Origin of the sequence: Streptomyces luteolifulvus, from assembly GCF_008806595.1 — a bacterium.
In the GTDB taxonomy this organism is placed as follows: Bacteria; Actinomycetota; Actinomycetes; order Streptomycetales; family Streptomycetaceae; genus Streptomyces; species Streptomyces luteolifulvus.
This window is the reverse complement of record NZ_VZRB01000024.1, coordinates 118,573-134,661: the sequence shown is the minus strand read 5'-3', so window position 1 is coordinate 134,661 and position 16,089 is coordinate 118,573. Positions and strand designations below refer to the sequence as shown.

Genomic DNA, 16,089 nt, shown 5'->3' with positions numbered 1-16,089 from the left:
GGCGAACGCGATCACGTCCACCTCCTGGTGCACTACCCGCCCAAGGTCGCCGTCTCCAAGCTGGTCAACAGCCTCAAGGGCGTCTCCGCCCGCCGGATACGGCAGGAGTTCACCGGCCGACTCAACCGCGCCGTCATGCACGGGCACCTGTGGTCGCCCTCGTATTTTTCCGCATCGTGCGGCGGAGCACCGTTGGCGATCGTCCGCCAGTACATCGAGCAGCAAAAACGTCCGCTCTAACGTGCACGTCAGAGCAGTCTTGAGATGCATTCATCCCCGGCGTGAACGATTCCGTTGGGGAATCCGTGAAACGGCGAGAAGGGTGTCACGGTCCAGGTCGTGTGCCCGCTGGGGGTGTGTACCAGATGTACGAGCAGTCGGACGTGGCTGCGTAGGCGGTGCTCGGCGGCTCCACCGACCGCCGCCTTTGTGCGTCAGTGCGTCAGTGCGTCGGGCTTGACCGGCGCCTCCGCCACCAGGGCTGTATGCCGCTGTCGCGTCACGCTGCCGAGCCAGCCGAGCAGGAATGCGACGGGCAGCGACACCAGGGCGACTGTCTGGAGCGGGAACCAGTCGATGTGCCACTCGGGCACCAGCGCCATCGGGTTGCCCGAGAAGACGGGGCTGCACACCTGGAGTCCGATCGCGGAGCCCAGGCCGCCGTACAGCGTCCACAGCAGTCCCCGGCGTGTGAAGCCGCGCCAGAACAACGCGTACACCAGCGCCGGGAGCAGGCAGGAGGCCGCCACCGCCAGGGAGAGCGTGGACAGGAAGCCCATGTTCCAGCCCTGTACCCACACCGCACAGCCGATGCTCAGCACGCCAACCAGGGCGGACGCGATACGGGCTGCGGCCACCTCCCGGCCCTCGGTGGTACGCCCGCGGCGCACCACGTGGGTGACGAGATCGTGGGCGACCGCGCCCGCAGCCGCCAGGGTCACGCTCGCGACGACAGCAAGCGTCGTGAGGAACACCGCGCAGGCGACCAGCACGACGAGCCATGCCTCGCCCGTCTGCGCCGACGATCCTCCCGCCAGATCGCCGGTGAGCATCAGCAGGCTGCTGGTGGCTCCGGGATCGGCGGCGAGAATCTTCGGCGCACCGATCACCGCCGCGGCGCCGAAGCCCATCACGGTGGTGACGAGGCAGACGGTGCCGACGATCCCGATGGTGTGGCGGACCGTCCGCCGGGCGGCGGCCGGGTCGGGCGCGGTGTTGAGCTGGGTGGCGACATGGGGCAGGCAGGCCACGCCCAGCACCACGGTGATCATCAGACCGATGAAGTCGAGCGTGCTCTCGACCGGGCCGCCGGCGGCGAAGCGCAGGCCCGGGCGCAGATACCCCTCGGGTCGGCCGCTGCCCCGAGCGGCGGTGTCGATGAGGGAGTCGGCGCTCCAGTGGAAGCGGTGGAGCAGCACCGCGGCCACGGCGAGCGCCATGGCGAGCAGGATCACTGTCTTGATTATCTGGAGCGCGATCATGCCTCGCATCCCGCCGAAGGCCGTGGCGCAGACGACGAGCGTGCCGATCATGACGATGGCCGTCTGTTCGGCGCCCGTCCCGGAAACGCCGAGCAGCATGGCGGTGGTCCGGCCCGCGCCGGAGAGCTGGACGATCAGATACGGGATACAGGCGCTCAGCGTGACGACGGCGGCCGCGATCCGCACGGCGGGCCCCGGGGCGCGCAGGGCGAAGGTGTCGCCGAGGGTGTAGCTGCCGCGCTCGCGCAGCGGGCCGGACAGCAGGAGCAGGACGCCGAGCGACAGCACGGTGCACAGGGCGACGAACAGGCCGTCGAAGCCGAAGACTGCCACGGTTCCCGTCGTACCGAGCACGGTCGCGGCGGAGAGATAGACGCCGGAGAGGACGATGGCGCCCTGCACGGGGCGCAGCCTGCGGCCCGCGGTGTAGAAGTCGTTGACCCGGTCGCGCTCGGGGCCGTTGAGCACGCAGATGAGCAGCATCGGGACGATGAACGTCAGAAAGCCGACAAGGACCCAGGAGCGGGTTTCTCTGTCCAGGTCGAGGGTGCCGGGTGCCCCTGCGGCGAGCAGCATCTGAGGAAGCATCAGCGCTCCCCCTGCGGCTCGTAGGAGGCCTCGCCGTAGGGGGTCTCGTCGTAAGGGGCTTCGCCGTAGGGGGTGCGGTCGTAGCGGGCCGCCGTCCACAGCAGGAGCGAACCCTGGGCGAGGAGTGCGACGACGCCGAGGGTGATCTGTCCGGCGACTCTTGTGGCCAGCAGGTCCTGGGCGGTGCAGGCGAGCAGGAGGTGGACCGCGAAGGTCAGTCCGTTGACGAGCGCGAAGAATCTGCCGGGCGGGTGGGGCCGGGGTCTTTCATGGAGCTGGGGGGTATGCGGATGGGCGTGCTGATGGGCCATGGAGCTCTCCTGGCGGGCAGGGATGCGCGCATCGCCTGGCTCGGGCGATGCCTTGCGCGGGCGTTGCCCCTGACGGCATTGCCCCTGATGAGGGCTCACGAGAGCACGTACCGACCAGTCAGTCCAGGCGCGTCGGGCACGCCGCTGTCCGCTCCCAACGCCGGGGGGCGGTGACTGTGCTGATGCCCATTCAGCCATCCGCGGGAAGGAATCCGGTCACGGCGGTGCGGCCGCCGGGAGAGCCGAGGGGCATGCGCGGCGGCCAGTGCCCGGGCACGCATCGCGTGCTCGCGGCGGGCGTCGCTACCTGCGGCCTCATCCGTCCACGTCGCGATCCCAGGCGTCCGCGCAGCGGAGGATGGCCGCAGGCCCGAGCAGTTGGAGTGCGTCGAACGCGAGCGTGAGCTGTACGAGGTCGCGGGGGCGGGACAGTTCGAGCCCGGTGATCTGCTCGAAGCGGCGCAGCCGGTTCAGCACCGTGTTGCGGTGGCACAGCATGTGCCGGGCCGCCTGGACCGCCGAGCCGCCCTTCTCGATCCACACCCCAAGCGTGTCGATCAGCGTTTCGCGGTCGGCGGGCTCCAGGTCGTACAGCGGGAGGAGCACCCGCAGGGCGAGTTCGGCGGACAGATCGGGCCGTGAGACGAGCAGGCCGTCGGGCAGACGGGCGTCGAGCCGGGCGACCTCGCCGTCTCCCCGGCAGGTGCGCAGGGCGAGTCCGGCCATGTCCCGCGCCCGGGGCAGGTTCTCCAGGCCCTGGACGACCGGGCTGACGCCGATGCGCATGCTGCAACCGGCGTCGAGGGCGGAGACAAGCGCGTCGAGCGGTCGGTCGCCGAGATGGGCGACGAGCACGTCGCGCCGGCCCCCGGTGTGGCGCAGTACGCGCATGCCGCGGATCTCCGGGACGGCGTCGGGCGTGTGGCCGAAGGGCTGCGTGGCCCGTATCTCCGCGACCGCAAAGCGTCCGTCGGGCGGCAGATTGAGGATCGACGCCGCCTCCCGGATGAACGCCGGGTCGTTGCGGCTTTCCAGTACGGCGGCGAGGATCAGGCGTACGCGCTCGTCGTGGCGGCTGGCCACGCCCTTGGCGACCTGGCGGTAGGCGTCGGCCAGCAGGACGCAGTCGCGGTCGTTGATCTTCCACACCAGCTCGGCCACGTGCACGAGGTGGCGCTGGTCGCCGAGGCCATCCCGCTCCACGGCGCCGATGATCCCGCTCCAGACCTCCGATCCGGCTACCCGGAAGGCGTGCAGCACCTCGTCGAGGGGGCGGCTCTCCTCGGCCCGGCGGATGCCGAGCTCACGGGTGTAGCGCTCGACGTCCACGATCCGGCCCGGGTCGAGGGCGGCCTCCAGGGTGATGCGTACGCCCTTGTACGCGGACTGCGGCAGGTCGGGCGGTGCGAGTACCGGGTCGGCGTAGTACGGCACCTCGGTGCGGATCTGGTCCACCACGGTGTCGCTGAATGCCTGGCCGCGCCCGAGCAGGCGTCGGCAGGCGTGGTCGAAGAGCTGGTGCGGCGAGGGCTCGTCGGCGGGCTCGGGCAGGGGCGGCGGCGAGCCGACGGCGGTGGCGCCGGGGGCTGGACCGACGGCGGCGGCACCAGGCCGCGGACCGGCGGTAGTGCTGGCGGTGCTGACGCGGGGGCGGACCGCGCCACGGATGGAACTGGTGTGCATGGACCCTCCAGACGGACGAGGCGTGCGAGAACACCACGGCGGGTCGCCATGTCATGCGCTGCGCGGGTCGCAGTGGGTGGCTCCACCAGCCGGCGATCGGCGTGTGCCGGTGGAGCGCACTTCAAGGAATCCACATGCTAAGCAGTCGGTCATCCCCTGGGACGAGACCTCCGTCAAATCGTGATGATCCACGCACAGCAGGAGGTACGGATTGTGCCGCCTCACAAGCGGATCACGCCCCGGCTGGGAGCCGACAGCGGCTCGCTCCCAGCCCATGGACGCCCTGCTACCGCCGTGTTCTCGTAGCGCTCCAGTCCGGCGCACCGGCAAGCGCCCGCTCGACGATGAGCAAGGAGAACGCCCTGATGAGCCCACCAGAGACCGAGGCAGAGACCGAGGCCGGGACCCTTCGGGTCAGCGATCTGCACGTCAGCTACGGACGGTCCGTGCAGGCGCTCCACGGGGTGTCGCTGACCGTTCCGCAGGGCCGGATCGTGGCGGTACTCGGCTCCAACGGAGCGGGAAAGTCCACGCTGCTCCGTGCGGTCTCGGGGACCCTCGCACTGCACCGCGGCACGGTCGAGCGCGGCACGGTGCACTTCGACGGCGTACGGCTGAGCGGCGACGCCGCGCGATCCGTGGCCGCCGGGGTGGTGCAGGTGCCCGAGGGCCGGCGGATCTTCGGCGCCCTTTCGGTGGAGGACAACCTCCGGGCCGGGTTCCTGGGGTCGGCACGCCGCTCCCGCGCCGAGCTGCGGGCGGCCCGCGAGCGCGTCTTCGCGCAGTTCCCGGTGCTGGCCGAGCGGCGGCGGCAGGCCGCCGGGCTGATGTCCGGCGGCGAGCAGCAGATGCTCGCGATGGGCCGCGCGCTGATGGCGGCGCCGCGGCTGCTGCTCCTCGACGAGCCTTCGCTGGGGCTCGCACCGCTGATGGTCCAGCGCATAGCGGAGATCATCCACGAGATCAACGCCCAGGGGACCTCGATCCTCCTCGTCGAGCAGAACGCCGCGATGGCCCTGGAGCTGTCCGACCGCGCGTCGGTGCTGGACGTCGGCCAGGTGCGGCTGGAGGGGTCATCGGCCGACCTCGCCGCTGCGGACGAGGTGCGACGGCTGTACCTGGGCGAGACGTACGAGACCGGCTGCGCGTCCGACGCGAACGGCGACGCCGCGTACGCGACGGCCGCCAGCGCTCCGTCCGTGACGGGACCGGGACTGACCGAGCTTGGCAGGTGGAACGGATGAGCATCGGCACGACCGCCACGACCCCCGAGGCCGCCACGACCTCCCGACCGGACAGTGGACCCGGCCCGGTCCCGGCCCTCACGGTCGAGAACCTGACCGTGCGTTTCTCCGGCCTGGTCGCCCTCGACGACCTGTCCTTCACGGTCGCGCCCGGCACGATCCACGCGCTCATCGGCCCCAACGGCGCGGGCAAGTCGACCTGCTTCAACGTCATCTCGGGCGTCTACCGCGCCACCGCCGGAGCCGTCCGGTACGCGGACAAGGACCTCACCCGCCTCGCACCGCACCGCATCGCTCAGCTCGGCGTGGCCCGCACCTTCCAGAACATCGTGCTCACCCACGGGACCGTCGCCGACAACCTCATGCTCGGCCGCCACCGGCTGACCCGGGCAGGCTTCACGGCGAGCGCGCTACGGCTGCCCCATACAGTGCGCGAGCAGCGCCGCCACCGGGAGCGCGCGGCCGAGATCGCCGACTTCCTGGGCCTCGGCCCGGCCTTCGACAAGCCGGTCGGCGGGCTCGCGTACGGCGACCGCAAGCGGGTGGAGATGGCGCGTGCGCTCTGCATGGAGCCCAGGCTGCTGCTGCTCGACGAGCCCGTCGCCGGCATGCACCCCACCGAGCGCTCGGCAATGGCCGAGACGATCGCCCGGGTGCGTGACGCCCTGAACATCTCGATCCTCATCGTCGAGCACGACATGGGGCTGATCATGCGGATCGCCGACTCGGTGACCGTGCTCGACTTCGGCCGCCTCATCGCGGACGGGCCGCCCGAGCGCATCCAGAACGACCCGGCGGTCATCAGCGCGTATCTCGGCACCCCGGTCCAGGACACCGAGCCGGAACCGGAATCTGCCACGGCCACGGACACCAGCGCGGACACCGCCGAGGCCACCGTCCCGGACACCGAGCGCGACTCGGAGGAAACATCATGATCAAGCTCACCGAAACCGTGCTCAACGGACTGGCGCTCGGCTCCGTCTACGCGCTGATAGCCCTGGGCTTCGTCGTGATCTTCAAGGCGTCCGGCGTCATGAACTTCGCGCACGGCTCCCTGCTGCTCTTCGGCGGCTATGTCACGGCCCGCCTCCACGACGCCATCGGCTTCATCCCCGCCGTCCTCGTCGGCGCCGCGCTCGCCGCGGCCCTCGCCGGACTCGTCCAGCTGCTGGCCACCCGCGGCCTGCGCGGCGCGGAGATCCACACGCTGACCATCCTCACCATCGGCGTGGACGTCCTGCTCAGCACCGAACTCAACCGGCAGGTCGGCGCCGACTACCTCACCATGGGCGACCCCTGGGGCGCCGATGTGACCCGGCTCGGCAGCATCACCGTCGCCGACGCCCGGATCGCGGGCATTGTCGTCGCAGTCATCGTCATCGGCGCGTTCTTCGCCGCCTTCCGCTGGTCCCGCTGGGGCCTGTCCATGCGGTCCGCCGCCGCCGACCCGGAAGCCGCGGCCCTGATGGGGATACGGCTGGACCGCGTACGGCTCATCGCCTGGTGCGTCGCCGGGGCGCTGGCCGCGCTCGCCGCCGTGTTCCTCGCCGCGTTCCCCGCGCCGGGACTCGACCGTACGACCAGTCAGATCGCCCTGAGCGCGTTCCCCGCGGCGATCCTCGGCGGCATGGACTCGGCCGTCGGCGCGCTCATCGGAAGTCTGGTGATCGGCCTGACCGCGGCGATGGCCGCCGGCTACCAGAACGAACTGAGCATCCTCGGCGCCGGATTCTCCGATGTGGCCCCCTACCTCGTGATGGTGCTCGTGCTCCTGGTCCGGCCCACCGGTCTCTTCGGATCGAAGGAGCTGACCCGTGTCTGACACCCGCGACACCACTGGCACCGTCGACACCGTGGCGGCTCCCGCCCCCGCGCCCGCCGATTCCCCGTCCGTCCAGGCCCGGTGGTCCGACAGGCTCTCCCCCCGCGGGCGGCGCGCGGCCACTCTGGCCGGCGGCGTACTGGTCCTGCTCGCCCTGCCCTTCTACGTCACCTCGTTCTGGCTCCAGACGGGCCTGTTCGCGATGGCCGCCGTCATAGGCGCCATCGGGCTGAACCTGCTCTCCGGGACGACGGGACAGCTCTCCCTCGGCCACGCCTTCTTCCTCGCCGTCGGTGCGTACGGCTATGTGTGGCTGGCGGCCGAGCCGTCCGGCACCGGTTCCAGCACCCTGTACGGCCTCGGGCTCCCGCCGGTCCTCGCCTTCGTGCTCGCGATCGTGCTCGCCGGCGCGGCGGGCGGCCTGTTCAGCCCCATCTCCGGCCGGCTGCGCGGTATGTACCTGGGCATCGCCACCCTCGCCCTGGTCTTCCTCGGCCATCACATGATGCTCAACGCCCCGCATGTCACCGGTGGCTTCAACGGCCGTTCCGTTCCGCCGCTGGACATCCTCGGCTTCTCCTTCACCGACACCTCCCCCGACGGGCTCGCCGTCCTCGGCGTCCCCTTCGGCGGGCTGGAGCGCCTGTGGTACGTCGGCCTGACCCTGGTGGCCGTGGCCTGGCTCGCCGCCCGCAACATCCTGCGCGGACGCCCCGGCCGCGCCCTCGGCGCCGTACGCGACAGCGAGGTCGCCGCCGCCGTGATGGGAGTCCATCTCACCCGCTACCGAGCCTCCGCGTTCATCGTCTCCTCGATGTACGCGGGCGCCGCCGGCGCCCTGCTGGCCCTGGTCTTCAAGCGCGTCGTCCCCGACCACTTCGGCCTGCTGCTGTCCATCGACTACCTCGCGATGATCGTCATCGGCGGCCTCGGCTCGGTAGGCGGCGCGGCCTGCGGCGCGGTCTTCGTCGCCCTGATCCCCCACCTGCTTACCAAGTACGCCGACGACCTGCCCCTGCTCACCGCTCCCGGCACCACAGGATCCGGGGTGTCCCCGGGCGACGCGGCTCGCTACCTCTACGGCACCGCGATCGTCCTCGTTCTGATCTTCGCCCCCGGCGGCCTGGCCGGACTAGCCCATAGACGGCCGCGCCGCAAGGGCGAGGGCTCCCCCCGCACCCGACGTTTCCCTCTCCGCACCCGCACCACCCCGAAGGAGCACACCCCGTGAGCAGCACCCGATTTGCCCCGGCCGCAGCCGTCATCGCCGCACTCGCCCTGAGCGCCACGGCCTGCAGCACCAAGAGCAATACCGACGCGAGCAGCGCCGGCAGCGACGGCGTCAAGACCGGCCCCGGAGTGACGGAGAAGACCATCACCCTGGGCGCGCTGACCGACCTCACCGGCCCGTACGCCTCGCTCGGCAAGAGCATCGTCAACGCCCAGCAGCTGTACGCCGACCAGCTCAACGCCTCCGGCGGCATCTGCGGCCGGACCGTCAGGATCACCGTCAAGGACCACGGCTACGACGTCCAGAAGGCCGTGTCCGCGTTCACCGAGACCGAGCCGAACGTGGCCGCCGTGTCCCAGATGGTCGGCTCCCCAGTGGTGTCCTCGCTGTCGCAGGAGCTCGAGTCCAAGCACCTGCTCACGTTCCCGATGGCCTGGGCCTCCACCCTGCTGGGCCGCGAGTACGTCCAGGTGGTCGGCTCCACTTACGACATCGACATGATCAACGGCGTCGACTACGTCGTCCGTACGGCCAAGCTGAAGGCGGGCGACAAGATCGGCCACGTCTACTTCGAGGGTGAGTACGGCGAGAACGCGCTCGCCGGTGCCACCTACGCGGCGAAGAAAGCGAAGCTGACCATCGTCGGGCAGAAGATCAAGCCCACCGACCAGGACCTGACCGCCCAGGTCACCGCGCTCAAGCAGGCCGGCGTCAAGGCGATCCTGATCAGCGCCGGTCCGCGCCAGACGGCCGCCCTGGTCGGCACCGCCGCCGCCGCGGGCTTCACCGTCCCGGTCCTCACCAGCTCGCCGGGCTTCGCCCCGCAGCTGATGGCGACCCCGGTCGGACCCGCCCTGGAGAAGATGCTCCAGGTGGCGAGCCCCGCCCCGGCGTTCAGCGCCGACAACCCCGCCATGCAGAAGCTCGCCAAGGACTACACGGCGAAGTACCCGAAGGACCTGCTCGACCCGGGTGTCGTCAGCGGCTGGAACGCGATCAGCGTCCTCGGCGAGGACCTCAAGGCGGCCTGCAAGGCGAAGGACCTGACGCGCCAGGGCATAGCCGCCGCCCACCGCAAGCAGTCCCGGCTCACCGTGCTCGGCGTGCCGCTGAACTTCTCGGACCGCACCAAGCCAGCGACGTACCAGACCTTCATCCACAAGCCGGCGAAGAAGGCCCCCGGCGGCCTCGCGAACGTCGAACCGGCCCACGAGGTGCCCGCGGCGCGGACCTACACCCTGCCCAAAGGCTGAACCCGCCCGGCCCCAGGGCCGAGCCGCCGCGCCCCGGGTCTGAGCCGTCCCAACGGTCCGGACGCTGACCGGCCGGTCAGCGTCCGGACCGGGAGGAAAAGCCCTCCTGTGAAGTAGGCCGCCGGCGAGGTGCCTCTGGCGGAGGTCCTTTTCCGACGGCCCCTTCCCGAACCGGACAGGCGGCTTTCACCGCATCTCGGCTCTCCAGTGGTCAGTTCCGAGTTTTGCTGTGGCCTTGCCTGCGTGGATGTGTTCGTGGCAGAGACGGCAGACGACAAGTGCTTTGCGTCGCCGCCGTGCCATCAGGTGCATCCATTCAGGTTTCTCGCGGCGGCCAGGCTTGTTGACGTCCGCGAGTTTCCGGATGTGATGGACGTGGAGGTCCGTCCGGGAACTGCAGAGTGCGCAACTCTCGGTCAGCAGCTTGTGAATCAGCTCGTTCCGAGGAAGTGCCTGGCCGAAGTCGCGATCGGTCAGCTTGGCAGCGCGCTGGCGCTTGAGTGGGATCCCGCCGAAGCGGGCCTTCAGTGGTTTCCTTCCTCCGTCGCGTGGCACCGTGACTTCAAAGCACCGGAGCCGTCCGCCTGGTGTGTCGATGGTCGCTTTGTACTTGCGGGCCATCTTCGTTACGGAGGTTTGGTGCTTTGCTGCCAGGGTTTTCAGCATGGAGACCAGCATGACCCACTGGAGGTGGCTCAGGCGGTAGACGTCCTGGGCCAGCAGGTAGTACTGGACGACCCCGCGGAACTCGGCTCCGAACTGCGCGACGATGCTGAAGTCAGTGTCGTGCAGCAGATGGCCTCGCCGTTGGGGCTTCCCGTTGCGCATGTAGCGCGCGCATCTCTCCTGAATAGCGGTTCTGGGCACGAAGAGTCCGACGGCGCCGTTGATGGACCGATGACCGCGATGGTCGATCTTGTCATTGGCGTGTTGAACCCGGATCTCATAGCCAAGGAAGCGCGCCGCCTGGCTGGCGGCGTGGGTGATCAGAGTTTTGGATTCCGAGAGTTCCAGGCGGAGTTCACTCCGCAGGAAGTCACGGATCCGTGCTTTGATCTCCTCGGCTTCGTGCTTCGGTCCCGCGAATCCGAGTAACCAGTCGTCGGCGTACCTGCAATAGTTCAGACGTCGGTATCCGGGGTCGTTTGGGTCCTGGCTCGGGAGGGAACGCGCTTGGGCCCGCAGGGCCTTCACCGTTTCCCTGTCTCCGAGCCGTTTGGCCTTCGCGATCCGGTTGATGACGCTGCGTCGGTTTCGGGCGTCTTTCCGACGGGCGTGTTCTTTCACCGCAATCCAGCTTTAGCCATGTCGCGCGGGCCTTGCGACGCATCACCTTGGACGCCTCCAGGTGATCACTCGCTTTCCTGGCATGCTATTGTCCCCTCGCGCTTTCGCGTCCAGGTAAGCCAGGTGACCCAGAAACCTCCCTCCGAAGTCTCTACCTGACACGGGGCGGTTCACCTCCCGATTGAGTCGGGGATACGGTGAAGCGCCTCACGGCGCCAGGGCTGATTCAAAGTCCGGGTGATCATGCTGCGGTGCAGGTCAGGCGAGGCCGAGCAGCTCCAACGGGCGGGTGAAAGCCGCGTAGGAGACCTCGCGTAGCCCGGCGGCGATGCTGCGGTGCCCGACGTCTTGCAGCGTGTTGATGGCCAGGTTCCGCAGCGTCGCCATGGTCGCGGCCGAGCAGGTCGGCGAGCCCGCCGGGGCACACAGCGGCCAGGACGCGGCGGATGGTGCCGGTCGAGGGAGCGCGCCGCACCCGAAACGCGCCGACGGCGCGCACGCCGAGACGGGCGAGCGTGTCCTGCGGCGCGTTCTTCGCCCACTGGCCGATGGCCAGATAGGAGCGGGCCCCGGCGAGCACCGCGCACGCTGCGGTGAGCAGCACGGACACCAGCGAGTGGCGGCGTCCGCGGCGATCACGCGGGTCGGGCAGGACGGCCAGCCGCCCGACGATGCCGCCTTCGGCGCGCTGCGCGGCGGTGGGCGACTTGGTCAGGCAGACAGTGGCAGACTGGCGGCACATCGAAGCTCCGGTGGTGCAGGGCGACTTGGGAAGGTCACCCCGTCAACCGGAGCTCTCTTGCATTCGTGGCGGTCGACTTCGTTGCATTCGTGGCGGTCGACTGCCTGCCTGTCACAGCGGTGTGACCAGCAGCTCCTCATGATCGATAGGACTTTGAATCAGCCCTGCTCACGGCGCACGCCGACTGAACGGGTGTTGAGGTGTCCGCGGCCTGGCTCACCGAGTTGCTGCGACGGGACGGCTTCCGCTGGAAACGCACGCGACAGCCTTCGGCACAAGGCCGACCCTGCCCTCCAGCAGGCCGCACGGGCCCGGCTGGAGGGCACACGGCTGCACGGCTGGAGGCCTTCGCGGGCACGCGGGACCTGATCTTCCTGGACGAGTCCGGGTTCGCTCCGACCATGCCCACCGGCTATACCTGGTCCCGCACCGGACAGCGGGCCGTAGTGCCACGCGAGGACACCAAGGGCCGCCGGGTCAACGTGCTGGGCGCGCTGATCACCGGCACCGCTTCGGATCTCGTGTGGGAGCACACCCCGGGCGAGATCGACGCTGCTGTGAGGTTGGAGTTCGTCTGCTCGAAGCTGGCCGGCCTGCCCGGCGGCGCGGCCGCGTTATCCCTGGCCGCGGACGGCACAGGCACCGCGCTGCCGGTCTGGCGGCGGTCCCGGCCGTGCACGGTTGTGCTGGACAACGCCTCCGCTCACGTCGCCAAGGCGTTCAAGGGCCGCCGCGACCAGCTTGCGAAGATCGGGGTCGATCTGTTCTACCTCCCACCGCGCAGCCCCGAACTCAACGACATCGAACGCATCTGGCGCTCCGCCAAGTACGAGGACTATCCCCAACGCGCCCACACCAGCACCGAAGCCATCGCCGACGCCGTGGACAAAGCGCTGACCCGCCAGCAGACCCGGATCCGACGATCAACAGAGAACTTCACCAAAGCCGCTTAGCTCAGGGGGATCTCGCAGGCGCCGAGGGTGGGAAACGCACGCCAGGGGTTGACGCCTGCGTCAAGGTCGAACTGCCCGGCGCCGCATGGCCTCGGGCGGGGACGTCAGTGCCCGAAGTTGAACCAGTTGACGTTGACGAAGTCCGCCGGCTGGCCGCTGGTGAAGGTCAGATACACGTCGTGGGTGCCCGTCACCGAGCTGATGTTCGCGGGGACCGTCTTCCAGGATTGCCAGCCGCCCGTGTTGGCCACGGCGAAACTGCCGATGGGCGTGTTGCTGCGGCTGTCCAGGCGCACCTCGACCAGTCCGCTGACGCCGCCAGCCGCGCCGCTGGCCACCCGGGCGTTGAACTGCCGGGCCGCCGTGGAGCCGAAGTTGACGCCCTTGTACAGGGCCCAGTCGCCGTTGGCGAGGGAGCCGATGTTCTGGCCGCCGTCGGAGTCCGACGTCGACTCGGTGCTCACGCCGGACTGGCTGTCGTAGGACTCGGCCTGGAGGGTGCCGTAGGCGTCGCGGTTTCCGGTCGGGGGAGGTGTGGTACCGCCACCGGACTGCAGCACCTGCACGTAGTCGACGACCATCGGGTGGCCGGGCTGGGTGTCCCCGTCCAGGCCGCCCCCGAGCGCGTCCGGGAAGGCGCCGCCCATCGCCACGTTGAGGAGGATGAAGAAACCGTGGTTCGTGGCGTTGTTCCAGGTCGTCGCGTCCATCTGGCTCGCGGTGACCGTGTGGAACTGGGTGCCGTCGACGGAGAAGCGGATCGCCTCGGGGCTGACCGAGCGGTCCCATTCCATGGTGTAGGTGTGGAAGCCCGACTGGCAGGTCGAGCCCGGACACGCCGTGTAGTTGCCGATGCCGGACGTCTCGTTGCACGGGCCGCCGGGGTTGGTGCCGCAGTGCATGGTGGCCCAGACGCGGTTCATGCCCTGGACGTTCTCCATGATGTCCAGCTCGCCGACGCTCGGCCAGTTCTGGTAGTTGCCGCGGTAGGGCGCGCCCAGCATCCAGAACGCCGGCCAGTAGCCCTCGGCGGCAGTGCCGGTGACGTTCGGCATCTGGATGCGGGCCTCGACGCGCAGCTTGCCGTCGGCCGGGGGCTGGAAGTCGGTGCGGACGGTCTCGAGACGGCCCGAGGTCCAGGTGCCGGACGCGTCGCGCAGCGGGGTGATGCGCAGGTTGCCGTTGCCGTCGAGCGAGACGTTGCTGGTGCTGGACGTGTACGACTGGACCTCGCCGGTACCCCAGTTGGCCGGGCCGCCCGGATACGAATGCCCGGTGTCGTACTGCCAGTTGGATGTGTTGACGCCGGTGCCGGCCGCGCCGTCGAAGTCGTCGAGGAAGACCTGGGTCCAGCCCGACGGGGGCGTGGGGGCGGAGGCGTTCGCGGACGGGGAGGCCAGCGTGGCGGCGGCGGCCGCGAGGCCGAGGGTGCTGACCACGGCGACGAAGGCCCGCCGCAGCGGGCGCCGTCTGCGGTGTGTGCCGGAGGTTTCACTCATGCGGGGTGCCTCTCGGGTACGGAGTGTGGATGCGCGGGTGACCTGAAAAGGGCATTTGAGAGCGCTCTCGAAGTGCAGCCACTGTGCTCCCCGTCACCACGGTCGTCAAGAGATGAAACAAAGAAAGCCGGAGACCGCTCGACGGCCGCAGGCCGTCCCCAATGGAGGTACCGCGGCCACCCGGTCAGTGGTGCGCGAGTGGCGCCGGAGCCGCTGCTGCCCCTTCCGCAACCCGAACAGCGCGTGTGCCCGCCGCAGCGGCTGCGGCGCCCACCACGCCCGCCGCCCCAGCGGCGCCATCATCGCCGGGACCAGCAGCGGTTTCGTTTGGATCAGCCTATATCGGGACAGAACAAGCTGGCGTTCCTTCAAAAGTTGTGGGGATTAAGATTTTGGGAGCGCTCTCAGCTCAAAGTCTTGACGGCGCTCAGGTCCATGACCACAGTGGCGCCATCGAATGTCAGCCACGTTCAGGTTCTGGGTGCTCGCCCGTGTCTCCCGCTCCATTGGAGGTCTTCCATGGTGTCCCGTCGTGCGTTCCTCACCGCCTCTGGTGCCGCCGTCCTTTCCGCGCCGCTGGTCGGCCTGCTCGGCTCGCGCGCCGCGGCCGGTCCCACGACCTGCGAACTCGCGTTGGAGAACGCGGGCATCACCGGCACGGTGAGGGCTTACGTCACGGGCAGAGAGGTCGGCACCGACCGCCTCATGCTGCTGCGTGCGGATGGCAGCAAGTACTACCCACCGTCACCGTCCCAGACCCACACCCCCCTGGGTGTGGACTGTTCCATCCCACTGAACGCGGCCGGTGCTGCGCCGAAGACGCTGACGCTGCCGCGGATGTACGGGGCGCGTGTCTACTTCGTCCGGGACGACTACCTCGACTTCTTTGTCAATCCCGGACCGGCCCTGGTCGAGCCGGGATACGCCACTTCCACCGATCCCAACTCCAACAAGATCTGGTCGTTCTGTGAGTTCACGTTCGACACCACGCAGTTGTTCTCCAACGTGTCGTACGTCGACTTGGTGACGGCGCTGCCGATCGGCCTCACGCTGGAGGGCAACGCGACGCACACGGTGCAACCCATGGCGAACGGGGCGCTGCAAGGGATCGCGAACGGCCTGGTCGCCCAGGCGGCGGCCGATGGGCAGCCCTGGGACCAACTGGTGATCAGAAACAGCGAAGGCACGGTGATCCGAGCCATCTCCCCGCAGGCTCTGATGGCCCCCTACTTCGGCTCACCGGATCACATGCCCTTCCGCTCGTACTGGAACAGCTACATCGACCAGGTCTGGGCGAAGTACAGCAGCACCGACCTTCGCGTGGATCTGCAGGGCGGCCGCGGCGCGTACACCGGGCGCATCACTGGTGGATTGCTGACCTTCAATGACGGGTCAACCTTCACCAAGCCCACCTCCAAGGACATCTTCACCTGCGATCACGGACCCTTCACCAACAACCCGAGTGACTCCGATGCCAAGAAGGGGTTGCTGGCACGGGTGGCGGCGGCCTTCAACCGCAGCACCGTGCTCGCCTTCCCCAACCAGCCCAACGGGGCCACCGTCGCGGACTACTACCAGGGCGGCACGACCAACCACTGGGCGCGGATCGTCCACGCCAACTCGCCCATCGGTTACTCCTTCCCCTACGACGACGTGACCCCCGACGGCCAGCCGGACGTCTCGGGCGCGGCGTACGACCCGAACCCCACCCGCTGGACCGTCACTGTGGGCAACTCCAGCGGCGGCCAGCCCAGCAGCTCGCCGAGCAGCTCGCCCAGCTCTTCGCCCAGCAGTCCTCCAAGCAGCCCGTCCAGCAGTTCGCCCAGCGCCACCGGCGGCGCATGCGGGCCGGCGTGGAGTTCCAGCAAGTCCTACGTGCCGGGAGACGTGGTCTCCTACCACGGAACCAAGTACACCGCGACGTGGTACTCCACCGGTGCCGTGCCCAGCGACCCGAGTTCGTGGGCTGCATGGCGGAACGACGGAGTCTGCTGA

At 69.4% G+C, this 16,089-nt stretch carries 14 protein-coding genes and 1 pseudogene; 9 read left to right on the top strand and 6 right to left on the bottom strand.

Features of this window, described 5'->3' with window-relative positions:
• Positions 1–240, top strand: a 240-nt coding sequence (gene tnpA / locus F7R91_RS29215) for an IS200/IS605 family transposase (protein ID WP_150953328.1), incomplete at its 5' end; no start/stop codon positions are given.
• A 194-nt stretch (positions 241–434) separates the two neighbouring features.
• On the opposite strand, the gene F7R91_RS29210 is transcribed toward tnpA, so the two are convergent.
• From F7R91_RS29210 to F7R91_RS29200, 3 genes are all read right to left on the bottom strand, one after another.
• Positions 435–2,069, bottom strand: a complete 1,635-nt coding sequence (locus F7R91_RS29210) for a sodium/solute symporter (RefSeq protein WP_150953325.1) — start codon at positions 2,067–2,069, stop codon at positions 435–437.
• On the bottom strand, positions 2,069–2,380 hold the full coding sequence (locus F7R91_RS29205) for a hypothetical protein (RefSeq protein WP_225320842.1): 312 nt from the start codon (positions 2,378–2,380) through the stop codon (positions 2,069–2,071). Before F7R91_RS29205 ends, F7R91_RS29210 begins: the two co-directional genes overlap by 1 nt.
• Positions 2,381–2,695: 315 nt before the next feature.
• Positions 2,696–4,063, bottom strand: coding sequence for a PucR family transcriptional regulator (locus tag F7R91_RS29200; protein WP_150953322.1), 1,368 nt, complete (start codon positions 4,061–4,063; stop codon positions 2,696–2,698).
• A gap of 365 nt (positions 4,064–4,428) precedes the next feature.
• On the opposite strand from F7R91_RS29200, the gene F7R91_RS29195 reads away from it, so the two are divergent.
• From F7R91_RS29195 to F7R91_RS29175, 5 genes are read left to right on the top strand one after another with little or no spacing between them, the layout of a single operon-like run.
• Positions 4,429–5,307, top strand: coding sequence for an ABC transporter ATP-binding protein (locus F7R91_RS29195; protein ID WP_150953321.1), 879 nt, complete (start codon positions 4,429–4,431; stop codon positions 5,305–5,307).
• On the top strand, positions 5,304–6,242 hold the full coding sequence (locus F7R91_RS43860) for an ABC transporter ATP-binding protein (RefSeq protein WP_150953318.1): 939 nt from the start codon (positions 5,304–5,306) through the stop codon (positions 6,240–6,242). The genes F7R91_RS29195 and F7R91_RS43860 overlap by 4 nt, the downstream gene beginning before the upstream one ends.
• Entirely contained in the window at positions 6,239–7,129 is an 891-nt protein-coding gene (locus F7R91_RS29185) for a branched-chain amino acid ABC transporter permease (RefSeq protein WP_150953315.1), read from the top strand. Before F7R91_RS43860 ends, F7R91_RS29185 begins: the two co-directional genes overlap by 4 nt.
• Complete coding sequence (locus tag F7R91_RS29180) at positions 7,122–8,360, top strand: branched-chain amino acid ABC transporter permease (protein ID WP_150953313.1); 1,239 nt, start codon at positions 7,122–7,124, stop codon at positions 8,358–8,360. Before F7R91_RS29185 ends, F7R91_RS29180 begins: the two co-directional genes overlap by 8 nt.
• Entirely contained in the window at positions 8,357–9,613 is a 1,257-nt protein-coding gene (locus F7R91_RS29175) for an ABC transporter substrate-binding protein (protein ID WP_150953311.1), read from the top strand. The genes F7R91_RS29180 and F7R91_RS29175 overlap by 4 nt, the downstream gene beginning before the upstream one ends.
• A 186-nt stretch (positions 9,614–9,799) precedes the next feature.
• On the opposite strand, the gene F7R91_RS29170 is transcribed toward F7R91_RS29175, so the two are convergent.
• Entirely contained in the window at positions 9,800–10,900 is a 1,101-nt protein-coding gene (locus tag F7R91_RS29170; protein ID WP_225320841.1) for a group II intron reverse transcriptase/maturase, read from the bottom strand.
• 241 nt (positions 10,901–11,141) lie between these two features.
• A complete protein-coding gene (locus tag F7R91_RS43035; RefSeq protein ID WP_225320840.1) occupies positions 11,142–11,642 on the bottom strand; it encodes a transposase family protein in 501 nt (166 codons plus the stop codon).
• Between the two features lie 200 nt (positions 11,643–11,842).
• Between F7R91_RS43035 and F7R91_RS29160 the strand changes: the two genes are divergently transcribed.
• Positions 11,843–12,595 carry a transposase gene (locus F7R91_RS29160; RefSeq protein ID WP_225320839.1) on the top strand — a complete coding sequence of 251 codons (753 nt, stop codon included), beginning with the start codon at positions 11,843–11,845 and terminating at the stop codon, positions 12,593–12,595.
• A gap of 104 nt (positions 12,596–12,699) precedes the next feature.
• Here the strand turns inward: F7R91_RS29160 and F7R91_RS29155 are convergent, their stop codons facing one another.
• Complete coding sequence (locus F7R91_RS29155) at positions 12,700–14,094, bottom strand: glycoside hydrolase family 16 protein (protein WP_150953302.1); 1,395 nt, start codon at positions 14,092–14,094, stop codon at positions 12,700–12,702.
• 519 nt (positions 14,095–14,613) lie between these two features.
• Between F7R91_RS29155 and F7R91_RS29150 the strand changes: the two are divergent.
• A pseudogene (locus tag F7R91_RS29150) lies at positions 14,614–15,828 on the top strand (glycoside hydrolase family 64 protein); the annotation flags it as partial.
• Positions 15,820–16,089 (top strand): carbohydrate-binding protein, encoded by a 270-nt coding sequence (locus tag F7R91_RS44090; protein WP_331000643.1) that lies wholly within the window; start codon positions 15,820–15,822, stop codon positions 16,087–16,089. The pseudogene F7R91_RS29150 and the gene F7R91_RS44090, both read left to right, overlap by 9 nt.

What these genes read in the sequence shown, in the direction of transcription:
- F7R91_RS43035 (WP_225320840.1), bottom strand. Translation starts at nt 11,642, where the DNA reads ATGTGCCGCCAGTCTGCCACTGTCTGCCTGACCAAGTCGCCCACCGCC.
- F7R91_RS29155 (WP_150953302.1), bottom strand. Translation starts at nt 14,094, where the DNA reads ATGAGTGAAACCTCCGGCACACACCGCAGACGGCGCCCGCTGCGGCGG.
- F7R91_RS29210 (WP_150953325.1), bottom strand. Translation starts at nt 2,069, where the DNA reads ATGCTTCCTCAGATGCTGCTCGCCGCAGGGGCACCCGGCACCCTCGAC.
- F7R91_RS29185 (WP_150953315.1), top strand. Translation starts at nt 6,239, where the DNA reads ATGATCAAGCTCACCGAAACCGTGCTCAACGGACTGGCGCTCGGCTCC.
- F7R91_RS29200 (WP_150953322.1), bottom strand. Translation starts at nt 4,063, where the DNA reads ATGCACACCAGTTCCATCCGTGGCGCGGTCCGCCCCCGCGTCAGCACC.
- F7R91_RS29205 (WP_225320842.1), bottom strand. Translation starts at nt 2,380, where the DNA reads ATGGCCCATCAGCACGCCCATCCGCATACCCCCCAGCTCCATGAAAGA.
- F7R91_RS43860 (WP_150953318.1), top strand. Translation starts at nt 5,304, where the DNA reads ATGAGCATCGGCACGACCGCCACGACCCCCGAGGCCGCCACGACCTCC.
- F7R91_RS29195 (WP_150953321.1), top strand. Translation starts at nt 4,429, where the DNA reads ATGAGCCCACCAGAGACCGAGGCAGAGACCGAGGCCGGGACCCTTCGG.